This window comes from Pseudomonas sp. NFR16 (assembly GCF_900108875.1).
GTDB lineage: Bacteria > Pseudomonadota > Gammaproteobacteria > Pseudomonadales > Pseudomonadaceae > Aquipseudomonas.
This window is the reverse complement of the sequence record NZ_FNYJ01000002.1, coordinates 318253-336120: the sequence shown is the minus strand read 5'-3', so window position 1 is coordinate 336120 and position 17868 is coordinate 318253. Positions and strand designations below refer to the sequence as shown.

The following is a 17868-nucleotide window of genomic DNA, read 5'->3' as shown; positions in this document are numbered from 1 at the left end:
TCTGTAACTGGGCTTCAACGGCCTTGCGGTGTGAATTGAACATCTGCCATGTACCTCAATAAATGCGAAATGCGGTCTGAGGGACCGTCTTCCCTGAATTGGCTAACCAGAAGAGTCGACCTGCGGAAAACCGCCTTGAGTCATGGCGGGATGGCATCAACCTTTGTCTGAGTCCTTGGTAGAGGGCTGAAACAGCCGGGCCAGAGGCCTGCAAGGATTACAGGAGGCATGTCGACCGGTTGTCCGATGAGCATCGAAACGATAAACGGTCGCGGAAATCGGAAGAGAAGCAGCGTTTCCATGTCGGAGCCTGACGTCCATAGTCGATGACTTGCTGACCCTTGGTCCGCCATTCGAATGAATGGCAGACGACAAGTCTGGAAGCATAGACAAATGCCGCGGCGATGCAATCGCCGTAGTGGCATTTTCCCATCGCAATGCGCTCAGGTTCGCACTTTGGCAAAAGCGTCGTACGTCGCCGCAGCCTGCGCAGAGTTGTGGCAACGATTCAGCGCTGCAGGCGCGCGGCGCCGAACAGCTGCACTTGTGCCAAATCACCCTGTTGCTCGATCAGTCGAACGGGCGCTGTCCCGCCCGGCATCACCACCTCAACGAGCCCCGCTTTGACCCAGCCGCATCGCCAGGCCGCTGAAGCCACTGCACTGGCACTGGTGCCTGACGACGCCGTCGGACCTTCGCCGCGTTCGAACACCCTGGCGGCGATCCGGTCGGGGCCCAGCTTGGCCGCCCATTGCAGGTTGACGCCCGCCGGACAGGGATCGCCGCTGCCGAGCGCCCCGGCGGCGAAGGCGATGCGCGTCAAGGCATCGTTCAAGGGGTTGTCTTGCAGTTGCTCGAAACCTGGCAGCGCGTCGACGTCGGCGACCAGTGTCACGCAGTGCGGATTGCCGACCCTCACGAACACGCTGCTGTGCCACGCCGGGTGCAGGCAGGCCAGTCGTTCGACCCGGTTGACCCGGTGCGGGCCGAGCAGGGCGTCCGCCACGCCGTCCCCTTTTGCGCCGACGGCTTGCGGGCCGAACCCCGGGGTGCCGATGTCCAGCCAGAAGCCGCTCACGTCGTTGACGACTGCAGGGACCACCTGAGTCGGCTGCGGGCTGGCGGAGTCGGCGTTGTCGTGATGAACGTGCAGGGTGAAGCTATCGCTAGCGTCGATCAGTCCAGTGTCGGTGAGGGATTGGGCGAAGATGGTCAGGCCGTTGCCGCTGCGCTCGGCGAGGGTGCCGTCAGTGTTGACGATCAGCACGTCGAACGGCGCAACGCCCTGCGGCGGCGTAGCGGCTGGGAGCGGCGCAACCCTTGGGAACGGGCCTACCAGCAAGCCATCCGAGCGGTGGGCTTTACTCCCTTCCGGACGCTGCCCCGCGGGCCAGTCGCAGATTGCGCTAATGGCGGCTGACGTCCAGTGCTGACGGGCCGACGCGGCTTGCGCTGCCGATTCTGGCACGTTGACGCCGATGGCGCGCAGGGCCTGAGGGGAAATAACGGCGTAGATATTGCCGCGTGCATCGTAGAAAGGCGCCATCTTGCGTCCTGATCGGCATTGAAAGCTGGCATTAGAACACGCCCGCCAGTGCGCCTCACATCACCAGCGTCAGCCAGGCGGAGGCCAGCAATAACAGCGCCATGGCTTGATTGAAGCGCTTCATGCTGCGCGCCGAGCGGAACAATTTCGCCGCGCTTACGCCCACGTAGGCCCAAACGATCAGGCATGGGACCGACACGAGAAAAAATACCAGCGACAGCCACATCACTTGCAGCATCCGGTCGGCGCCGGTTCCGGCAAACACGCTGACCACGGCCAGTGCCATCATCCAGGTTTTCGGGTTGACCACCTGCAGGCTGGCCGCGCCCCACAGGCCGAGTTGCGGCGTGCCTTTGGTGCGATCAGGCTCGACCGCTTCGGCGGGTGCCCGGAAAATTTGCCACGCCAGCCAGGTCAACCAGAGAATGCCGGTCCACGACATCGCCGTCTGTATCGCCTGATGACGTGCCAGCAGGTCGCCAAGGCCCGTGCCGACCAGCAACACCAGCAGCGCCGCACCGGCGCAGCCGCCCAGCACGATAGGCAGGGTTCGCAGCATGCCGTGACGCGAGCTGTTGGTCAGCACCAGAATGTTGGTCGGGCCGGGGGTGATTGACGCGACGAAGGCGAACAGCAGAAAAGGAAGCAAGGTTTGCATGGGACCACTCGGCAGTTATTGATCATGAATCGATGATCGCTGCCGCCCGGGTCGTCAGTCTGGAAGATTTGAGCAACGCCTGCGGTAGTCCGCCGGGGTCATGCGGTAAGCGCGCTGGAACCAGCGGCCCATGTGGCTCTGGTCGGAAAAACCGAGTGCCGCTGCGACGCTGACTGGCAGTTCGCCGCGGGCCAACAAATGTCTGGCGCGGGTCAGGCGCAATTGAATCAGGTACGCATGGGGCGCCATGCCGAACGCTGCTTTGAACGCACGGCTCAAGCGGAAGCGGTCCACGCCGGTGGCGCGGGCCAGATCATCCAGGCCGATGTCCTGATGCAGGTGGCTGTGCAGGTAATCGCGAGCCCTTTGTGCCACCAGCGGCAGGCGCGGATCGGGCGTGATCAACGTGCGCCAGCGCAGATGGCCGGTCAGGCTCGACAACAGCTGATCAAGAGCGGTCTGGCGCACGATGCGCAGTTCGTCATGGTGCATGGCTTCGAAGGCATTCGCCGTTGCGACGGCCAGGTGGCTGTCCTCGGCCAGTGTTTCAGCGAAGCTCAGGCTGGCGTTGTCCGGCGCTTCCTCGAACTGCGCGCGCAGTTCGCGATCAAGCCAGGCGGGATCAAGGTAAAGCGTGCGATAGGTGAAGCCGCCTGCATCGGGGGCGTGGCCATCGTGGATGTCGCCGGGTTCGAGCAGAAAGACTTTGCCCGGCGTACTGTTGTACTGCTGGCGTCGGCAATTGAATTGCTGCACCCCTTGTTCGGTGATGCCGACCAGATAGCTGTCGTGCCAATGCGGGTCGTAGGCGTGGCCCTCGAAATGCGCGCGCACGGTCTCGATGCCGGACATCGCGTCCTGCCTGAGATCGATCCAGTTGCGGTCAGACATCGGGGGCTCCTGAGGGGAACGGCTGGGCGAAACGGACAGCACAGCGCATCCGGTCGATACCGCACGCTGCGGTGAGTACGTTGCCATCGCTGCTTACCTTATCAACAGCGGACGGTCCGGTCTGGAAGATTTGTGCAGCAGCCGACCGACTGCCCATCCCCCGGCGACAGACTAGTCTTGTTACAAAGCGAATCGTCCTACGCGTTGCTAGGCCACCCGTGCGGCGCGAACCTACGCGCTCGATCGTCATCAAACACCGGAATCGTGACTCATTCGATCGCCCTTCCACATGAGATAACCGATGAACAGTTTCCTGCGACGCCTCGTGATGTTTTCCCTGACTGGTTTGCTCAGTGCCGGTGCCGCGCACGCCGCTGAGCGCGGGGCGGATGCATCCTTGCAACTGGCTGCGGCCAACTACCCTGGCCGATCGAACACGACGCCGGACAATGGCGCCATCCGCCGCGCCAACCCTAACAGCCGCCAGGGCACCCAGTCGATTACGCCCGGCATGCGCGGCCCTGATTTACGGCCAGTTCAGCCGCGGCCGCCCACCCTCGAAAACGGCGGCATCGGCAATGGCTACCCGGCGCGCCAGCCTGCGCCTGCGGCGCCTACCACCGACGCACCGCGCCGCGTTCAATGAAAAACGATGACCGTGACCGCCACTTCCGCTCCCCGCCGAAAAGGAATTGCCCATGATGCATAGCTCGTTGATCCGCAGGACCCTGATTGCCAGTGTGAGTGCGTGCGCCTTGCTTGGCCTGTCGATGCACGCGTCGGCAGCCACTTATCAGAGCGAAGAGGGCACATTGACCGTGGATGAAGTCGTCGGCGGGTTGCAGCATCCGTGGGCCGTGGCATTTTTACCCGGCAACAACGGCATGCTGGTGACCGAGCGCACCGGCAGCCTGCGGCGCGTGGCACCTGACGGCAAGCTGTCAGCACCGATTTCCGGTGTGCCGAAGGTCTGGGTGCAGGGCCAGGGCGGGCTGCTGGATGTCGAGCTGTCCCCTGATTTCGACAAGGACCGGATGGTCTATCTGACTTACGCCGAGGCGGGCAGCGATGGCAAAACCGGCGGCACCGCTGCGGGGCGCGGGCGACTGTCCGAGGACATGACCAAGCTGGAAAACTTCACGCGGATTTTCCAGCAACAGCCGAAATTGTCGGTGGGCAATCACTTCGGTTCGCGCATCGTGTTTGACCGGGACGGTTACCTGTTCATTGCCTTGGGCGAGAACAACAACCGGCCGACCGCGCAGGATCTGGACAAGCTGCAGGGCAAGATCGTGCGGCTTTACCCCGACGGCACGGTGCCCAAGGACAACCCCTTCGTCGGCCAGAAGAACGTGCGCCCGGAAATCTGGAGTTATGGCCACCGCAATCAGCAAGGCGCGGCGCTCAACCCATGGAGCGGGACGCTGTGGACCAATGAACATGGGCCCATGGGCGGCGATGAAATCAACATCATCGAACGGGGCGCGAATTATGGCTGGCCGATCTCCACGTTCGGCATCGATTACACCGGCCAGCCTATTTCCGAGGCCAAAGGCAAGATCGTCGAGGGCGTGAAGAATCCGTTCCATGTGTGGGAAAAATCCCCGGCCATCAGCGGCATGGCGTTCTATGACGCTGACCGGTTCAAACAGTGGGACCACAACGTGTTCATCGGCGCGCTGTCGGCTCAGGTGTTGATCCGGCTGGAGCTCAAGGACGACAAAGTGGTGCACGAAGAGCGATTGCTCGGCGAGCTGAAGTCGCGCATTCGCGATGTGCGCCAGGGCCCGGACGGCTATCTCTACGTACTGACGGACGAAGACGACGGCAAGTTGTTGAAGGTTGGCCTGGCGCAGTAAGCGCCTGATCAGGGCTTGCGCGGCAGAAGCCCTGGTACGGCATGCATCAGCGCATTGATCGCGAAACCGATGAACATCACGCCGCACAGCCGCGTGATGGTCAGTTCGTGCCGTTGATAGACCGACTGCACGTGGCGAGCGCCGACCACGCCGACGATGATGCCGTACGCCACAATGCCGCCCAGCGTGCTGATCAGGATCAGCAGCGGCAACATCGACCAGTTGAGCATGTCGGCGCGGCTGGAAAGCAGAGCCGTGAAGGTCGCGACGGCCACCGGGTACGCCTTCGGGTTGGTCAGACCGAACATGATGCCGTGCCAGAAAGGCTGCCGCGCCGGCGCTTTGGTCGGGTCGTCGCTGCTGCGTCTGGCGCGAAGGGCACGCCAGCCGAGCCAGAACAGAAATACCCCGCTTATGAGCCCGAGCACGTCGAACGCCGTCGTCCCGATCACCCTGGCGCCGATGATCGCGGCAAGCGCCGTGCTGCACCAGATCACATCGCCCAGCAAATGCCCGCACAGAAAGGCCGCCCCGGCGCGGCGCCCTCTGGACGCGCCGATGCCGAACACGGCGAGCACGCCGGGGCCTGGCGAAATGGCGTAGATGAAGCCTGAGGCGAGCACGGCCAGGAGCAGCGAGGGCGTCATAGGGGAGCGTCCATGAAGAGGTAAGCCCGGAGTGTAAAGGAGGCTGCCCCGACATTTCGAGGCGCGTGCGAGGTTTATATCGAGGTTGTAAAAAACCGGCGCAGAACGTAAAAGATGCGCCGCCGATTCGCCTGCGCGTCGTTCACCGCCGACCGCTATCAACCAGGAATTCCGCCGCCGATGAACACCCCGTCCCGCCCTGTCGCAGGCTTCACGCGTCGCTTGTTGCCGCTGAGCATCGCTTTCGCATCGCCCTGGCTGGCCGCGCAGGAGGCCGAACCGCTGACGCTCGATGCGCTGAATGTGTCAGGCGAACTGGAGTCGGTTTATCAAGCTGGCAGCGCGTCGGTCGGCGGCTTCAACGAGGCGCCCTTGATCGATACACCCGCCTCGATTTCGGTGTTCAGTCAGGAAATGCTCAAGAATCAGCAGGCCAGGCTGCTCAGCGAGGTGCTGCGTAACGATGCCTCGGTGGGCGACAGCTACGCGCCGGTGGGTTACTACGAGAACTTCGTCGTCCGCGGGTTCTCTCTGAACGCCGCCAACAGCTACCGCATCAACGGCCGCAGCATCACGGGCGAGCAGAACGTGGCGCTGGAAAACAAGGAGCAGGTCGAACTGCTCAAAGGGCTGTCGGGCTTGCAGAGCGGGGTTTCCGAGCCTGCCGGCGTGGTCAATTACAAGACCAAGCGCCCGGAAGACGTGCGCTCGGTGACCGTCTCCACCAACGAACATGGCGAGCGCTACCTGGCGACGGATGTGGGTGGCTGGTTCGGCAACGAAAAGCAGTTCGGCCTGCGCGCCAACGTTGCCCACGAAGACATTCGCTCGTATGTCGAGCATGCTGACGGCAAGCGCGATTTCGCCTCGCTGGCGTTCGACTGGAACATCAACGATCAGTCGACGCTGCAGCTGGACGTCGAGTATCAGACCAAAGAGCAGCGATCGGTGCCGGGCTATCAACTGCTGGGCGGCACCGAGCTGCCTCACGACGCCTCGCCGCGCAAGTTGCTCGGCTATCAGAGCTGGTCCAACCCGGTCGGCATCGACTCGCTGAACATGAGCGGCCGTTACGAGTACCGCTTCAACGATGACTGGAAGGCCAGCCTCAGCGCCTCGCGCAGCCGCGTGGTGATCGACGATTACAGCGCGTTCGCTTACGGCTGCTATTTCCAGAGCGACTGCCCGAGCAAACCGGTAACGGGGCATTTCACCCCAGGCGGCGGTTACGACATCTACGACTTCCGCAGCCCCGACGACACCCGACGCAACGACGAAGTCGAGGCGTCGATGAGCGGGCTGTTCAACACTGCCTGGCTCAAACATGAGCTGACATTCGGCACCAGCGCGTTTCGCCGCACTGTGGACACCCGGCCGTATTTCAGCGAATACGTGGGCTCGGGCAATATCCACGACACGCCGCAGACGCTCGATCCGTCGGACCTGCCAGTCGGGCATACCGAGCGGCGTCTGGACAGCCGTCAGTACGGCCTGTTCGCCACGGATCGCATCCATTTCGATGAGCATTGGCAGACCGTCATCGGTGGGCGGCAGGTGCGCCTCGATGAAAAAGCGTACAACGACGACGGCAGCGACAATCGTCACACGCAGCGCTCGATTTTCCTGCCGCAGGCCGCGCTGATCTACAAACCGGTCGACAACGTTTCGCTTTACACCAGTTACAGCAAAGGCCTCTCGCTGGGCGGCACGGCGTCGGTGTTCGATTCCAACGCGGGCGAAATTCTGGCGCCGACGATCTCCCGTCAGCTCGAGGCCGGGGTCAAGTACGATTGGCGCCGGATGAGCTTCACCGCGGCGGTGTTCCAGACGCGCCAGGCGTACCAGTATTCCAGGCCCAATGATGACGGCATCAGTTCGGTGTTCGTCCAGCAGGGCCAGCAGAAGAACACCGGTCTGGAGCTGAGCGCCAACGGCTGGCTGACTTCGCAGCTGCAGATCGCCGCCAGCGTCGCGGCCATCCGCGCGCGCGTGGAGGACAGCGGCACCGCCGCGTACGAAGGCCACCAGGCGATCAACGTGCCGAAAGTGCGCGGCAGCCTGTTCGCCGATTACAGCTTGCCGATTCCGGGACTCGCGCTGCTCGGCGGCATGCAGTACAGCTCAAGCAAGTACGCCAACCGGGAAGGCTCGGTGAAGGTCGACGACTATGCAGTGTTCAATGCCGGCAGCCGCTACAGCACCCGCATCGACGGCTACGACACCGTGTTCCGGCTGACCGTCGACAACCTGTTCGACAAACGCTACTGGCGCGACGTGGGCGAATACCTGGGCGACGACTACATCTTCCTCGGCGCCCCCCGCACGGCCCGCCTGTCAGCGACCGTCAGTTTCTGAGGCGGAGCGAGGGTGATGACAGTTCATCCGGCAGAGACAGATCGGGTGGAGATGTGTTGGTCGGAATGATGCCTTCGCGGGAAAGCGCGCTCCTGCAGGATTCGTGTCTGGGAAGAGAACTCGGGAATGCCCGGAGATCCTTGTGGGCGTGAGCTTGGTCATAGCGCCTTCTATTCAACGGCCTGACGCCCGACGCTTTCCCGGCTGAAGCCGGTCCTACGAAAAGCCCGCAGCGCCCGTAGGACCGGCTTTAGCCGGGAAGAGGCCGGTTGCATCCGGTAAAGATGTGTTGGTCGGAATGCCGCCTTCGCGGGCAAGCGCGCTCCTGCAGGATTCGTGTCTGGGAAGATAATTCGGGTATGCCCGGAGATCCTTGTGGGCGTGAGCTTGGTCATAGCGCCTTCTATTCAACGGCCTGACGCCCGACGCTTTCCCGGCTGAAGCCGGTCCTACGAAAAGCCCGTAGCGCCCGTAGGACCGGCTTTAGCCGGGAAGAGGCCGGTTGCATCCGGTGGAGATGTGTTGGTCGGAATGACGCCTTCGCGGGCAAGCTCGTTCCTACAGGTCATGTGCGCTGTGGGAATGGATCTTTTCCTCACAGGGCTGCGGCGTTGTCAGAAATCGAGCTGTTCCCCACAAAACGGCTGCGTCGCCCGCGAAAGATCATTCCCCCTGATTCAAGATCCGAGCTCGGCGCTTTCGCCCGTAAGCTCATTAGCGCATTCTGTCGCCTGAGCGGTGGCATTACATGGACAGGGCGGTTCGTGGGTCTTGAGGGCGAGGAGCGAAGATGATCGAGTTGAAAAAAGGCAGCATCGCCGATATTCCGTTGTTGTGGGCGCTGCGTACGCGGGCCGTGCGCAGGGTGTGTGCCAGTCATTATTCTCCCGAACAGATCGACGTCTGGAGCGCTTCGCCGCCGCCTGAGTCTTATCTGCGGCTGCTTGCCACCGGATGCGCCGTCATCGCCGAAGAGGACGGCCAGTGGCTCGGCTACGGCATTCTCGACCGGCAGAGCGGCGAGGTTGTCGCCTTGTTCGTAGAACCCGGACTGATCGGCAAGGGCATCGGGCGACGTCTGATGCACGCGCTGGAAGCCATTGCCGCCGAAGAGCGCTTCACCCGGCTTCATCTCTACGCGTCGCTCAACGCCGCCGACTTTTATCGCGCGATGGGCTTTGTGGCGATTCGTGACGAGCCCTACGAACACCCCAGCGGCATTACATTGCGCAGTCTGTACATGGAGCGGGCATTACCAGCCCATTCCGTTCACTGAGCGAGCGCGGAAAACCTGTCGTGTTACTGGCAACGGTCCTTCTGGCTTGCTAACGTCGGCAAGCCTCTCAACCGGGAAATCGGGCCATGACAGCACAGTACCCGTTGCAACGTCGCATCCAGGACGGCCGACCCGTATTGGTCAATGCGCCCTTGCAGTCGGGCAGCGAAGACAGCCTGCACCGTTACCGTGAAGGCCAGTTGTGGGCTGTCCGGGAAGGCGTGATTACGGCCGAGCTCGACACCGGCAGTTGGGTCGTGCCGGCGCGTCGCATCGGCTGGATTCCTCCGGGCGTTGCCCATGCCGCGCGGATCCATGAGGCCGCCAGAGGGTGGATGATCTACCTGCGCCCCGACCTCTGCCCGCTGTTTCCCACCACTCCCACGGTTTTTGACATGACGTCGTTGTCCCACGCCTTGCTGGAACGCATCGGCGGCTGGAGCGGCGCGCTGATCGAGCACAGCGCTGGCGAACTCACACCGCCGCAGCATCGTCAGCTGGAAGTCCTGTTCGACGAGTTGAAAATTTCTCCTGCCGAGCCGCTGTTTCTGCCGATGCCCAGCAGTCCGCATCTGGTGGGAATGACGCTGACGATCGTGGCCGATCCTGCCAATAAACTGAGCCTGGACGACTGGGCCCGGCGGACCGGGATGTCGCGGCGCGGCCTGACCCGGCACTTTCGCGCGGAAACCGGCATGTCGCTGGTGCAGTGGCGCATCGTCGCGCGAATGAAGCGCGCGTTGGAACTGCTCGCGCAAGGCGACAGCGTCAACCGCGTCGCGCAGCGCCTGGGCTACGACAGTGTCAGCACGTTTATCGGCGCCTTCAGCGCCCAATTCGGCACGACTCCCGGCGCATACACCCTGTGATCGGACGCAAGTGGCGTCACGTCAGCCGTCTGCCAACCGCCCTCAATCTGTAAGCTTTGTTATCCTGCGCGCCTTTGTCGCACTTAACTGCCGTTTCAACCTGTGATTTGGGGTCTTTCATGACAGCCATTCTTCGACCACGTCCACAACCGATCAACCGGGGCGACTACAAGACCCTGGGCTTGGCGGCATTGGGCGGGGCGCTGGAAATCTATGATTTCATCATCTTCGTTTTCTTTGCCCTGACGCTCAGCCAGCTGTTTTTTCCCCCTGAAATGCCCGAGTGGCTGCGCCTGCTGCAAAGCTTCGGCATCTTCGTCACGGGCTACCTGGCGCGTCCGCTGGGCGGCATCCTGATGGCGCATTTCGCCGACAAGCTGGGGCGCAAGCGGGTGTTCAGTCTGAGCATTCTGATGATGGCGCTGCCGTGCCTGCTGATCGGCGTGATGCCGACGTACGCCGAAATTGGCTACTGGGCGCCACTGGTGCTGCTGGCATTGCGCATTCTGCAGGGGGCAGCCGTGGGGGGCGAAGTGCCGAGCGCCTGGGTGTTCGTCGCTGAACATGCGCCCAAAGGCCACCGCGGCTACGCCTTGGGGGTGCTGCAGGCCGGGCTCACCTTCGGCTATCTCATCGGCGCGCTGACGGCCACCTGGCTTGCGCGAGTGTTCACCCACGCAGAAATCCTCGATTTCGCCTGGCGAATCCCGTTTCTGCTGGGCGGCGTATTCGGTGTGATTGGCGTCTGGCTGCGTCGCTGGCTGAGCGAAACCCCTGTCTTCATGGCGTTGCATGCCCAGCGTCAAGGCATGACCGAGCTGCCGCTACGCGCAGTGATTCGTGAACATCGCCAGTCGTTGCTGCCAGCGGCGTTGCTGACCTGTGTGCTGACCTCTGCGGTGGTGACGCTGGTGGTGATCACGCCGACGGTGATGCAACAGCGCTTCGGCATGAGCCCTGGCGACACGTTCGCGCTCAGCAGTGTCGGCATCGTGTTTCTGAACATCGGCTGTGTGCTGGCCGGCAGGCTGGTCGATCGCATCGGCGCCTGGCGCGGCGTCGTGTTGTACAGCCTGCTGCTGCCGATTGGCGTCGGTCTGCTGTACGCCAGTCTGGTCATCCAGTGGCTGCCCGTGGGCCTGGCCTATGCCGTCGCGGGCCTGGCCTGCGGCATCGTCGGCGTCGTGCCATCGGTCATGGTCGGACTGTTCCCGGCGAACATTCGCGTCTCCGGTATCTCACTTACCTACAACGTCAGCTACGCGCTCTGGGCCAGCACCACGCCGCTGGCATTGATCGCGCTAATGCCTTGGAGCCCATGGGTCTGCGTCGGCTATTGCGTGATCATGGGGTCGGTCGGCCTGCTGACCGCGATGTTCTTCGGCATGCGCAAGGGCATGCAGGTGGACGACGTGATGGTGGCGCAGTCAGGCAACTGATCGTCGGGCAACCCGGACGATTGCTCTGGCAGAACTACGCTTGATCGGTGGAGCAGGTTTCAGACAAGGCGGGATGGCGCGGCCGCAAGGCACGGCGCTTCCCGCCGGCGACCGCGCGCGGCGGTCATCGGGTGAGCGAACCTGCGCCGCACCGCAACCAGCTGTGAAGGCTTAAGCCTCTGGAGCCTGCCATGAGCGTCAAACCTATCCCCGACGGCCAGCACAGCCTGACCGTGTACATGGGCGTTTCGCCCGCCGACCAAGCTATCGAGTTCTATAAAAAAGCCTTCGATGCCCAGGAAATGTTCCGGCTGGACGGGCCGGGCGGAAAGGTCGGTCACGCCGAACTGCAAATCGGCGACTCTCGCCTGATGCTCGCCGAGCCTTGCGATCAGGGTGGCTTCGTCAGCCCTGAACCCGGCAGCAAAACCTCGTTCGCCATGCACCTGTACGTCGCTGATGTCGACGCGCAATTCAAGCGCGCCGTGGAGTCGGGCGCGACAGTGGTCAGCGAGGTCCAGGACATGTTTTACGGCGACCGCAGCGGCAGCGTGCGCGATCCGTTCGGGCATCTGTGGTTCATCGGCACGCACAAGGAAGACCTCACTCCCGATGAAATCCGCGATCGCGCCGCGATGCTGTTTGCTCAACCTTCGTCCTGAAACGTATTCATCGTTCTGCAGCCGCCCGGAGCGCTCCGGACTTTCCGGTCCGGTCGCCGGGCGCGTGAACACAGTGATGCCACGCCCTGATTTGTAACAGATGATTGTAATTATCATTCGTAAGTATCATCGTGCCTGTCTATACAAGCTGTCTCTATATGTCTGTGCCGAACTTGGTTTTCGCCAGGAATTAATTATTGTGCGGGCGATAATTGGTCAGCCATCAAGGAAGTGTCCCTGCATGCTGTAGGAATAGTTACTTTCGTTGTGCTTATTATTAACCCTTCGCCTGGTTCGTCAGTCGAAGTTGTGCGCGCTCGAAAAACTCAACTCAATAAAATTGTATCAGTGCCGATGAGCTGAGCAACGCCAGGGACGGCAACTAACGGGGGTTATTGCAGGCAGATGATGGAACAAGACCGCAAGCGAAAACGATCGAGCAGAGCGACGCCCAGAGAGCGGGAAGTCCTGCAGTTGGTGCTGCTGGGCTGCACCAACAAGGACATCGCCCAGCGGCTGGGCATCAGTGATTACACGGCGCGGGACCATGTCTCGTCGCTGCTCAAGAAAAACGAGGTCAAAAACCGGGCGCAGTTAATGGCGCTGCACGTGCCCGGGCTGCGTAAAAAGAAAACCCCTGCACCCCTACATTTGACGGATTGTATCGCCGAGCGAGGCGCGCATAATAAAACCGATTGAAGACTGAGCATTTATAAGTATTGCGACGCCCGCAATTATTTGGGTCGATACGGGCGCGTGCCTGTGAAGTTGCAACTCGCATGCATCAATGGATTGGCAGGAAAGATCATGAATCAGATGTCGAGCGATACTTCGGCTGCGTTATTTGTTTTACGCGGTGTCAGTCAACGTTATGGCAAGGGAAAGAATGCGGCCGGGATGGCTGGGGAAACCTGCAATGGAAAATATTGCGCTGAAGGCTGCCTGGCCGAGAGGCTTCGCCAGCAGGGCGCGGCGAAGCAGGACGATTGATAGCGCGGCCATAACAATGCTGCCGAACAACAGTTGAACAACAAAAAGGAACGATCCGATGACACTTCAAAGCGCCACCTCACAGCCTTCGGCTGCGCTTCGTTCGCGACCTGATCACGTCGGGGTCGCGGTTGAGTTCGACCGGCTGGTAGAGGAGCAGGCCGCGCTATCCAGAGATCAGCTCACTGCACTTCACAAGCAATGGTTCGGTCCGCAGGGCCTGTTCGCCACCTTCAGTGCAGAGGTCGAGCGGCTGGGGCGGCAGGCGCCGGCGCTTGACGACCTGACCTGGCTCGACAACCCGCAGCGTCTACAGGAGGCGGAGCGCGCAGTGGCCTTCGCTCTGGCGCAGAGCAATCGACGCGGCGCGGTCGTCAATCCGTTCAGCGGCCGTACGCGCCATGAGCTGTGTTGTGTGGTGTTCGATGAAACCGGCGCGTACACGCTGGTGGAGCGCTATGCCGCGTATGAAGCCATGCGCCAGAGCGATTCGGATTTCTTCATCAAACTGATCGCCACCACCCGCGGCGTGGTGGAGCGGCGCATTGTTTTCCGAGGCCTGCTGGAGCATTTCGACCGCCTGCTGCCCATCGAAAAAAGCATCTATCCCGGTGCTTATCGCGAAGTCCAGCAAGCGCATCTGGACCGCGAAGAAGGGCTGTACGGCCCTTTGACGCTGAGCGACAGCCTGGTTGTGTTGCTGGAGAGGGTGTCGCCAGTCGAGTTGCTCAAGCTGACCCAGCGCTGCGCAGACTGACCGAACTCAGGCACAGGCCGGGCTGCAGGCGTCGAAAATGCAGAGCCTTCTCCAGTGTGTGATGGTGCAGCGCGAGTAGTTCGAGTTCAACGACAGTGTCACTCCCTCGCGCTGCCAGACCCTCGCTCGCCTCCGACGCTGATTCACTCAAGTTCGGCATCTGCTGATTCACAGGCCCTTACGCCGGGCGGCGCCGATGTCACCCGGTTGCGCCCGGTGCTTTTGGCTTTGTACAACGCCATGTCGGCCTCATGCAGCCACATGCCCGCATCGTTCAGATGGGCGCCGTAAGCGGCGATGCCGACGCTCAGGCTCAATTTAAGGTCGGGGAGGGCGGCGTGGGAGTGTTCGTTCACCGTGCGGCGCAGGCGCTCGAGGATGTCGGTGGCTTGCGCAAGTGAGGTGTCGGGCAGGATCACGCAAAACTCGTCGCCGCCATAGCGTCCGGCCAGATCGGTTTCCCGCAGGTTGGCTGACAGGGCGTTGCTCAACTGCTTGAGCACGCTGTCGCCGATAATGTGGCCGTAGGTGTCATTGATGGTTTTGAAGTGATCGATGTCGATCAGTGCAACGCTGTTGTGCCTGTCCAGCGTCCGGCTCTTGTTGAATTCCAGCGTCAGCAGATCCTTCCAGGCGCCATGGTTCATCAGACCTGTCAAGCTGTCGGTCGTGCTCAGCTTCTCCAGCGCCTTTTTGCTATTGGAGAGCTGCACCGCGACGCGGTAGCACAGCCAACCAATCGCCAATGGATAAATCACCAGCATCGGCAGGCAGGCGTACATCTGGATCTGAGTGACGGCCGGAAACAGGTCCGGACGGAAAATCCAGTACGCCAGCAGCGCGCCGCTGGCCTGCGCAACCGAGCCGATCGCCAGCATTCGCGGGCCGCCAGCGGCGATGTTGTTCATGGCCAGCATCGATAGAGCTGCTACTGCAGGAAGCGGATTCAACCCCATGGCGCCAGCCCAGAAACCACCGGCCAGCGAGTCATAAACCAGATTGCGGCGCTCAGCCTTGTAGGGCTCGTCGGAACGGCAGGCGAGAAGATACGCCAAATGTGGCCAGACGTAGCCGTGCAGCACCATCAGCACCCAGACCCATATGGGTGGATGAGAAGGGTATAACGCGGCGGCCACGGTGAAGAAACCCATGCCCAGGCCAACGCTGCGCGGCAGATGCAGACGCCGGGCGAATGAAAGACCTTTGTGGCTTGAGGTGCTCATAGCTCTTCACCGGGTGATGACACAGCGTCCGGATTGAAACATCGGCCACGACCAATGACCCAGAGTGTCGCTTGCCGATTGAAGGGAAGGAAGAGCGATTTGCCACTATTCGTCCATTTCGCATCGCCGGTCGTCGCCTGAGGACGAATCAGGCTGATCGGATGGGCAGAGCGTAGACCCTATTGCTTCATCCAGCCTGCACATCCATCTGAATACCCCGACGGACATGGCTTCTTGCAGCCGGTGTCCGCAGGGGGCGCGTCCTTCAGACAGGCCGCTCACTTGCTCCCGGTCAGGTTTTTGATCAGCTGCGCGTGCGCTTTAGCGTCCTTGGCGAGCGAAATGACATTGACCATTGCAGTGCGCGTTCCGGAGGCGGCAGTCAGCGTGGTGCTCAGGACATTGCCGCCTTCCACGCCGCCCGCGATATCCAGCTGACGAAGGCCGAGGCCTTTTCTGACCATCTTCTTCTCGCCGAGCTTCTTGAAATCACGGTAACTGGACTGCTGCTGAACGAGCGTTTCGGCAATGATGTTGTCCAGCGTTTCGCCATCGTTGGAAGGAACAGACTTACCGTCCGGCAGCGGCGTTTCGGTGATGATCACCACGCGCTTCGCGGGCTTGTTCATGTACAGCGAACCGGTCACGCCAGCGGCCTTGGCCTTGTCGTCGATCTCCTCCATCGGCCCTTTGACGTAGTCCTTAGGCAGATAGAACAGGAACTTGCCGCCCAGCATCGAGACTTTCTGACCTGTAGGTTTGGTTGGTTTTTTCGTCGACTTGGCAGGTTTGGAGGTCTTCGAAGACTTCGTCGTTTTGGAAGAATGCGCGGTCTTCGACGACTTGGACGACCCCTGCGTGTCGGTCGCGGCTTGCACGCCGGCCGCCCCGACACTCATCGCCAGCGCGAGGCAAATCAAGGCAGTCTTAAATCTGAACAGGCGCATTCCTACCCCTTTGGCGGCTGAGTCCTACATAGGGTCGGCATTTTGCCTGACAGGGGCGCCTGCCTGCTACGGGCATCATTTGAATGCTCTGCCGTTATCGAGGGATTTGCAGTCGGTCTTATTGGGGACAGGCTTCGTTTTTGGCAACTTGTAAAAGTAGCCAGGATATAAATCATGTTTGGTTGAATCGAAAAAAAGCCGCTGGGGTCAGCGGCTGAAGTTTGGAGCTTTGAGGCCCCACGCCGGGAGCAACGACGCGGAGAAACAGCAGAAACGACACGATGAATCAACGTACAGGTCAGGTATGTTTGGCGTTCTCCGCTTGTGGGTTGTAAGTCGAGGCTTGCTGAGTCTTGTCCTGCTCCCTGGCCTTGCCGGCCAAGGCCTCTTCGTGCTGCTCGAAGCTCGCGTGCAGCGCTTCGTTACGCGCCACAAACGCTGGGGACTCTTCAGCCATTGCGAAAGGAGCAACCCATAAACAGGAAAGAATAAGTGCGCTGGCAATACCGATGGATTTAAGCATTTGAATTAACCTTCTTGCTCGTGCAAGTTCGATCAGGTGACGCCACTGTAAGAACACAGCGACGCCGGATCAAATGAAACCCAGGTAAAGATTCTTTAGAAAAAATGTTATGTGCAGAGGAGGGAATTAATCAGATTATGCCTATGGGCAAACCCTTCATTGCCGCACCTTCATCGCCGGGAACTGTGGCCGAATCCCCCGGCACTCCGGATAATCGACGCATCCCCAGAAGTGCCCGCCGGCGTTTTTCCCGGTGCGCGCCCGTTTCGTCACCATCGTCTTCTTACAAAACGGGCAAGCCGGCGCTGTCGGCTCGACCACGTCAGCCACTGATTCCGGCGGCTTTACCTTGGCCGTCGACGCCTCAACCGCTGGCTCAACTGCTGGCTTAACTGCTGGTTCAACGCATTCGGCGGTCGCCTCCGGGCGAGGCGGCGGTTGACGCTTCTTCGTCTCGGCAATCCACAGCTTTAACTGCTCGCCGTCAATCAGCTGCACGTTGCGTCCCGAGGCAAATGCGCGCGCTGGTTTGGAAAACGTCCCACTGGTCACGACGAAACCGCCTACCGCGCCCTCCGCCGCCATCGCGCCGTAAAGCTCACGCACCACCGGCACGCCGACCTGTATCGAGCGCCACTGCTTGCATTGCACCAGATACGTTTCGCCATCCTTGCGCGCAACCAGATCCACGCCGCCATCAGGTCCGTTCGCACCTGTTTCCAGCACGGCATAACCACGGCGCCGTAAGGCTTCACCTACCACCAGCTCGAAATCGTGCCAGCTGATGGTCAGCAGGGTATGACCGCCTGCCGTGCTCACTGAATTCAAAAGATGGCTGCGTTTGCGGCGTCTGAAGATCGAGGCAACCGCGCCCGCCACAAAAATCACCGGCACAAAAAACTGCCCGAACGTCGCCAGTCCGCTGAGTACCGAGTGAGTCAGCACCGTATCGATATGTCGAACGTCACTCATCGTCGGCGGGGCAGCGGTGGCAAGGGCGTGGAGGTACATTCCCGAGGCAGCGGCGAGCGCGATGCTCGCCCACCAGGGCAATTTGCTTGCGAGAAAAATGAACGCTTCGACAGCAGAGGTTTTCTTGGCCATATCCGTGGTCTGTTACAAATCCTGAGAGAGAAGGTGATCAATAACGCAGCAGAACTCTAGGTCTAGCGATGCTTGCAGCGTGACCCTCATAAACGACCTCTGACATTCAGAGAAACGTCTGT

18 protein-coding genes are annotated in these 17868 nt (G+C 61.2%); 10 read left to right on the top strand and 8 right to left on the bottom strand.

Annotation, left to right across the window (positions count from 1 at the left end):
• Window positions 1-508: 508 nt before the first annotated feature.
• From BMZ10_RS10220 to BMZ10_RS10210, 3 genes are read right to left on the bottom strand one after another with little or no spacing between them, the layout of a single operon-like run.
• On the bottom strand, window positions 509-1546 hold the full coding sequence (locus BMZ10_RS10220) for a diaminopimelate epimerase (RefSeq protein ID WP_093460972.1): 1038 nt from the start codon (window positions 1544-1546) through the stop codon (window positions 509-511).
• Window positions 1547-1601: 55 nt separating this feature from the next.
• On the bottom strand, window positions 1602-2204 hold the full coding sequence (locus BMZ10_RS10215) for a LysE family translocator (protein ID WP_093460970.1): 603 nt from the start codon (window positions 2202-2204) through the stop codon (window positions 1602-1604).
• A 54-nt stretch (window positions 2205-2258) separates the two neighbouring features.
• Complete coding sequence (locus BMZ10_RS10210) at window positions 2259-3095, bottom strand: AraC family transcriptional regulator (protein WP_093460968.1); 837 nt, start codon at window positions 3093-3095, stop codon at window positions 2259-2261.
• Between the two features lie 301 nt (window positions 3096-3396).
• On the opposite strand from BMZ10_RS10210, the gene BMZ10_RS10205 reads away from it, so the two are divergent.
• Window positions 3397-3741: a hypothetical protein gene (locus tag BMZ10_RS10205; RefSeq protein WP_093460966.1), complete on the top strand. Its 345-nt coding sequence runs from the start codon at window positions 3397-3399 to the stop codon at window positions 3739-3741.
• 67 nt (window positions 3742-3808) lie between these two features.
• Window positions 3809-4954, top strand: a complete 1146-nt coding sequence (locus BMZ10_RS10200; RefSeq protein ID WP_093462535.1) for a PQQ-dependent sugar dehydrogenase — start codon at window positions 3809-3811, stop codon at window positions 4952-4954.
• Window positions 4955-4962: 8 nt separating this feature from the next.
• Here BMZ10_RS10200 and BMZ10_RS10195 read toward each other — a convergent pair whose 3' ends face one another.
• Window positions 4963-5601 carry a LysE family translocator gene (locus BMZ10_RS10195; protein ID WP_093460964.1) on the bottom strand — a complete coding sequence of 213 codons (639 nt, stop codon included), beginning with the start codon at window positions 5599-5601 and terminating at the stop codon, window positions 4963-4965.
• Between the two features lie 180 nt (window positions 5602-5781).
• On the opposite strand from BMZ10_RS10195, the gene BMZ10_RS10190 reads away from it, so the two are divergent.
• From BMZ10_RS10190 to BMZ10_RS10155, 8 genes are all read left to right on the top strand, one after another.
• A complete protein-coding gene (locus BMZ10_RS10190) occupies window positions 5782-7956 on the top strand; it encodes a TonB-dependent siderophore receptor (RefSeq protein WP_093462532.1) in 2175 nt (724 codons plus the stop codon).
• A gap of 790 nt (window positions 7957-8746) precedes the next feature.
• A complete protein-coding gene (locus BMZ10_RS10185; protein ID WP_218147218.1) occupies window positions 8747-9232 on the top strand; it encodes a GNAT family N-acetyltransferase in 486 nt (161 codons plus the stop codon).
• 86 nt (window positions 9233-9318) lie between these two features.
• Window positions 9319-10101 carry a helix-turn-helix transcriptional regulator gene (locus BMZ10_RS10180; protein WP_093460962.1) on the top strand — a complete coding sequence of 261 codons (783 nt, stop codon included), beginning with the start codon at window positions 9319-9321 and terminating at the stop codon, window positions 10099-10101.
• Between the two features lie 119 nt (window positions 10102-10220).
• Entirely contained in the window at window positions 10221-11540 is a 1320-nt protein-coding gene (locus tag BMZ10_RS10175; RefSeq protein WP_093460960.1) for an MFS transporter, read from the top strand.
• 191 nt (window positions 11541-11731) lie between these two features.
• The gene (locus tag BMZ10_RS10170) at window positions 11732-12202 is read left to right on the top strand and encodes a VOC family protein (RefSeq protein WP_093460958.1); all 471 of its coding nucleotides are present in this window, start codon (window positions 11732-11734) and stop codon (window positions 12200-12202) included.
• A gap of 408 nt (window positions 12203-12610) precedes the next feature.
• On the top strand, window positions 12611-12901 hold the full coding sequence (locus BMZ10_RS10165; RefSeq protein WP_093460956.1) for a helix-turn-helix domain-containing protein: 291 nt from the start codon (window positions 12611-12613) through the stop codon (window positions 12899-12901).
• 108 nt (window positions 12902-13009) lie between these two features.
• Complete coding sequence (locus BMZ10_RS10160; protein WP_093460954.1) at window positions 13010-13192, top strand: hypothetical protein; 183 nt, start codon at window positions 13010-13012, stop codon at window positions 13190-13192.
• 58 nt (window positions 13193-13250) lie between these two features.
• Window positions 13251-13949 carry a hypothetical protein gene (locus BMZ10_RS10155; protein ID WP_093460951.1) on the top strand — a complete coding sequence of 233 codons (699 nt, stop codon included), beginning with the start codon at window positions 13251-13253 and terminating at the stop codon, window positions 13947-13949.
• Window positions 13950-14092: 143 nt separating this feature from the next.
• Here BMZ10_RS10155 and BMZ10_RS10150 read toward each other — a convergent pair whose 3' ends face one another.
• From BMZ10_RS10150 to BMZ10_RS10135, 4 genes are all read right to left on the bottom strand, one after another.
• Window positions 14093-15172: a diguanylate cyclase gene (locus tag BMZ10_RS10150; protein ID WP_093460949.1), complete on the bottom strand. Its 1080-nt coding sequence runs from the start codon at window positions 15170-15172 to the stop codon at window positions 14093-14095.
• Between the two features lie 278 nt (window positions 15173-15450).
• Window positions 15451-16119 carry a DcrB/PsbP domain-containing protein gene (locus BMZ10_RS10145; protein ID WP_093460947.1) on the bottom strand — a complete coding sequence of 223 codons (669 nt, stop codon included), beginning with the start codon at window positions 16117-16119 and terminating at the stop codon, window positions 15451-15453.
• Window positions 16120-16417: 298 nt separating this feature from the next.
• Complete coding sequence (locus BMZ10_RS10140) at window positions 16418-16642, bottom strand: hypothetical protein (protein WP_093460945.1); 225 nt, start codon at window positions 16640-16642, stop codon at window positions 16418-16420.
• A gap of 156 nt (window positions 16643-16798) precedes the next feature.
• Window positions 16799-17746: a restriction endonuclease gene (locus BMZ10_RS10135; RefSeq protein ID WP_093460943.1), complete on the bottom strand. Its 948-nt coding sequence runs from the start codon at window positions 17744-17746 to the stop codon at window positions 16799-16801.
• Window positions 17747-17868 lie beyond the last annotated feature (122 nt).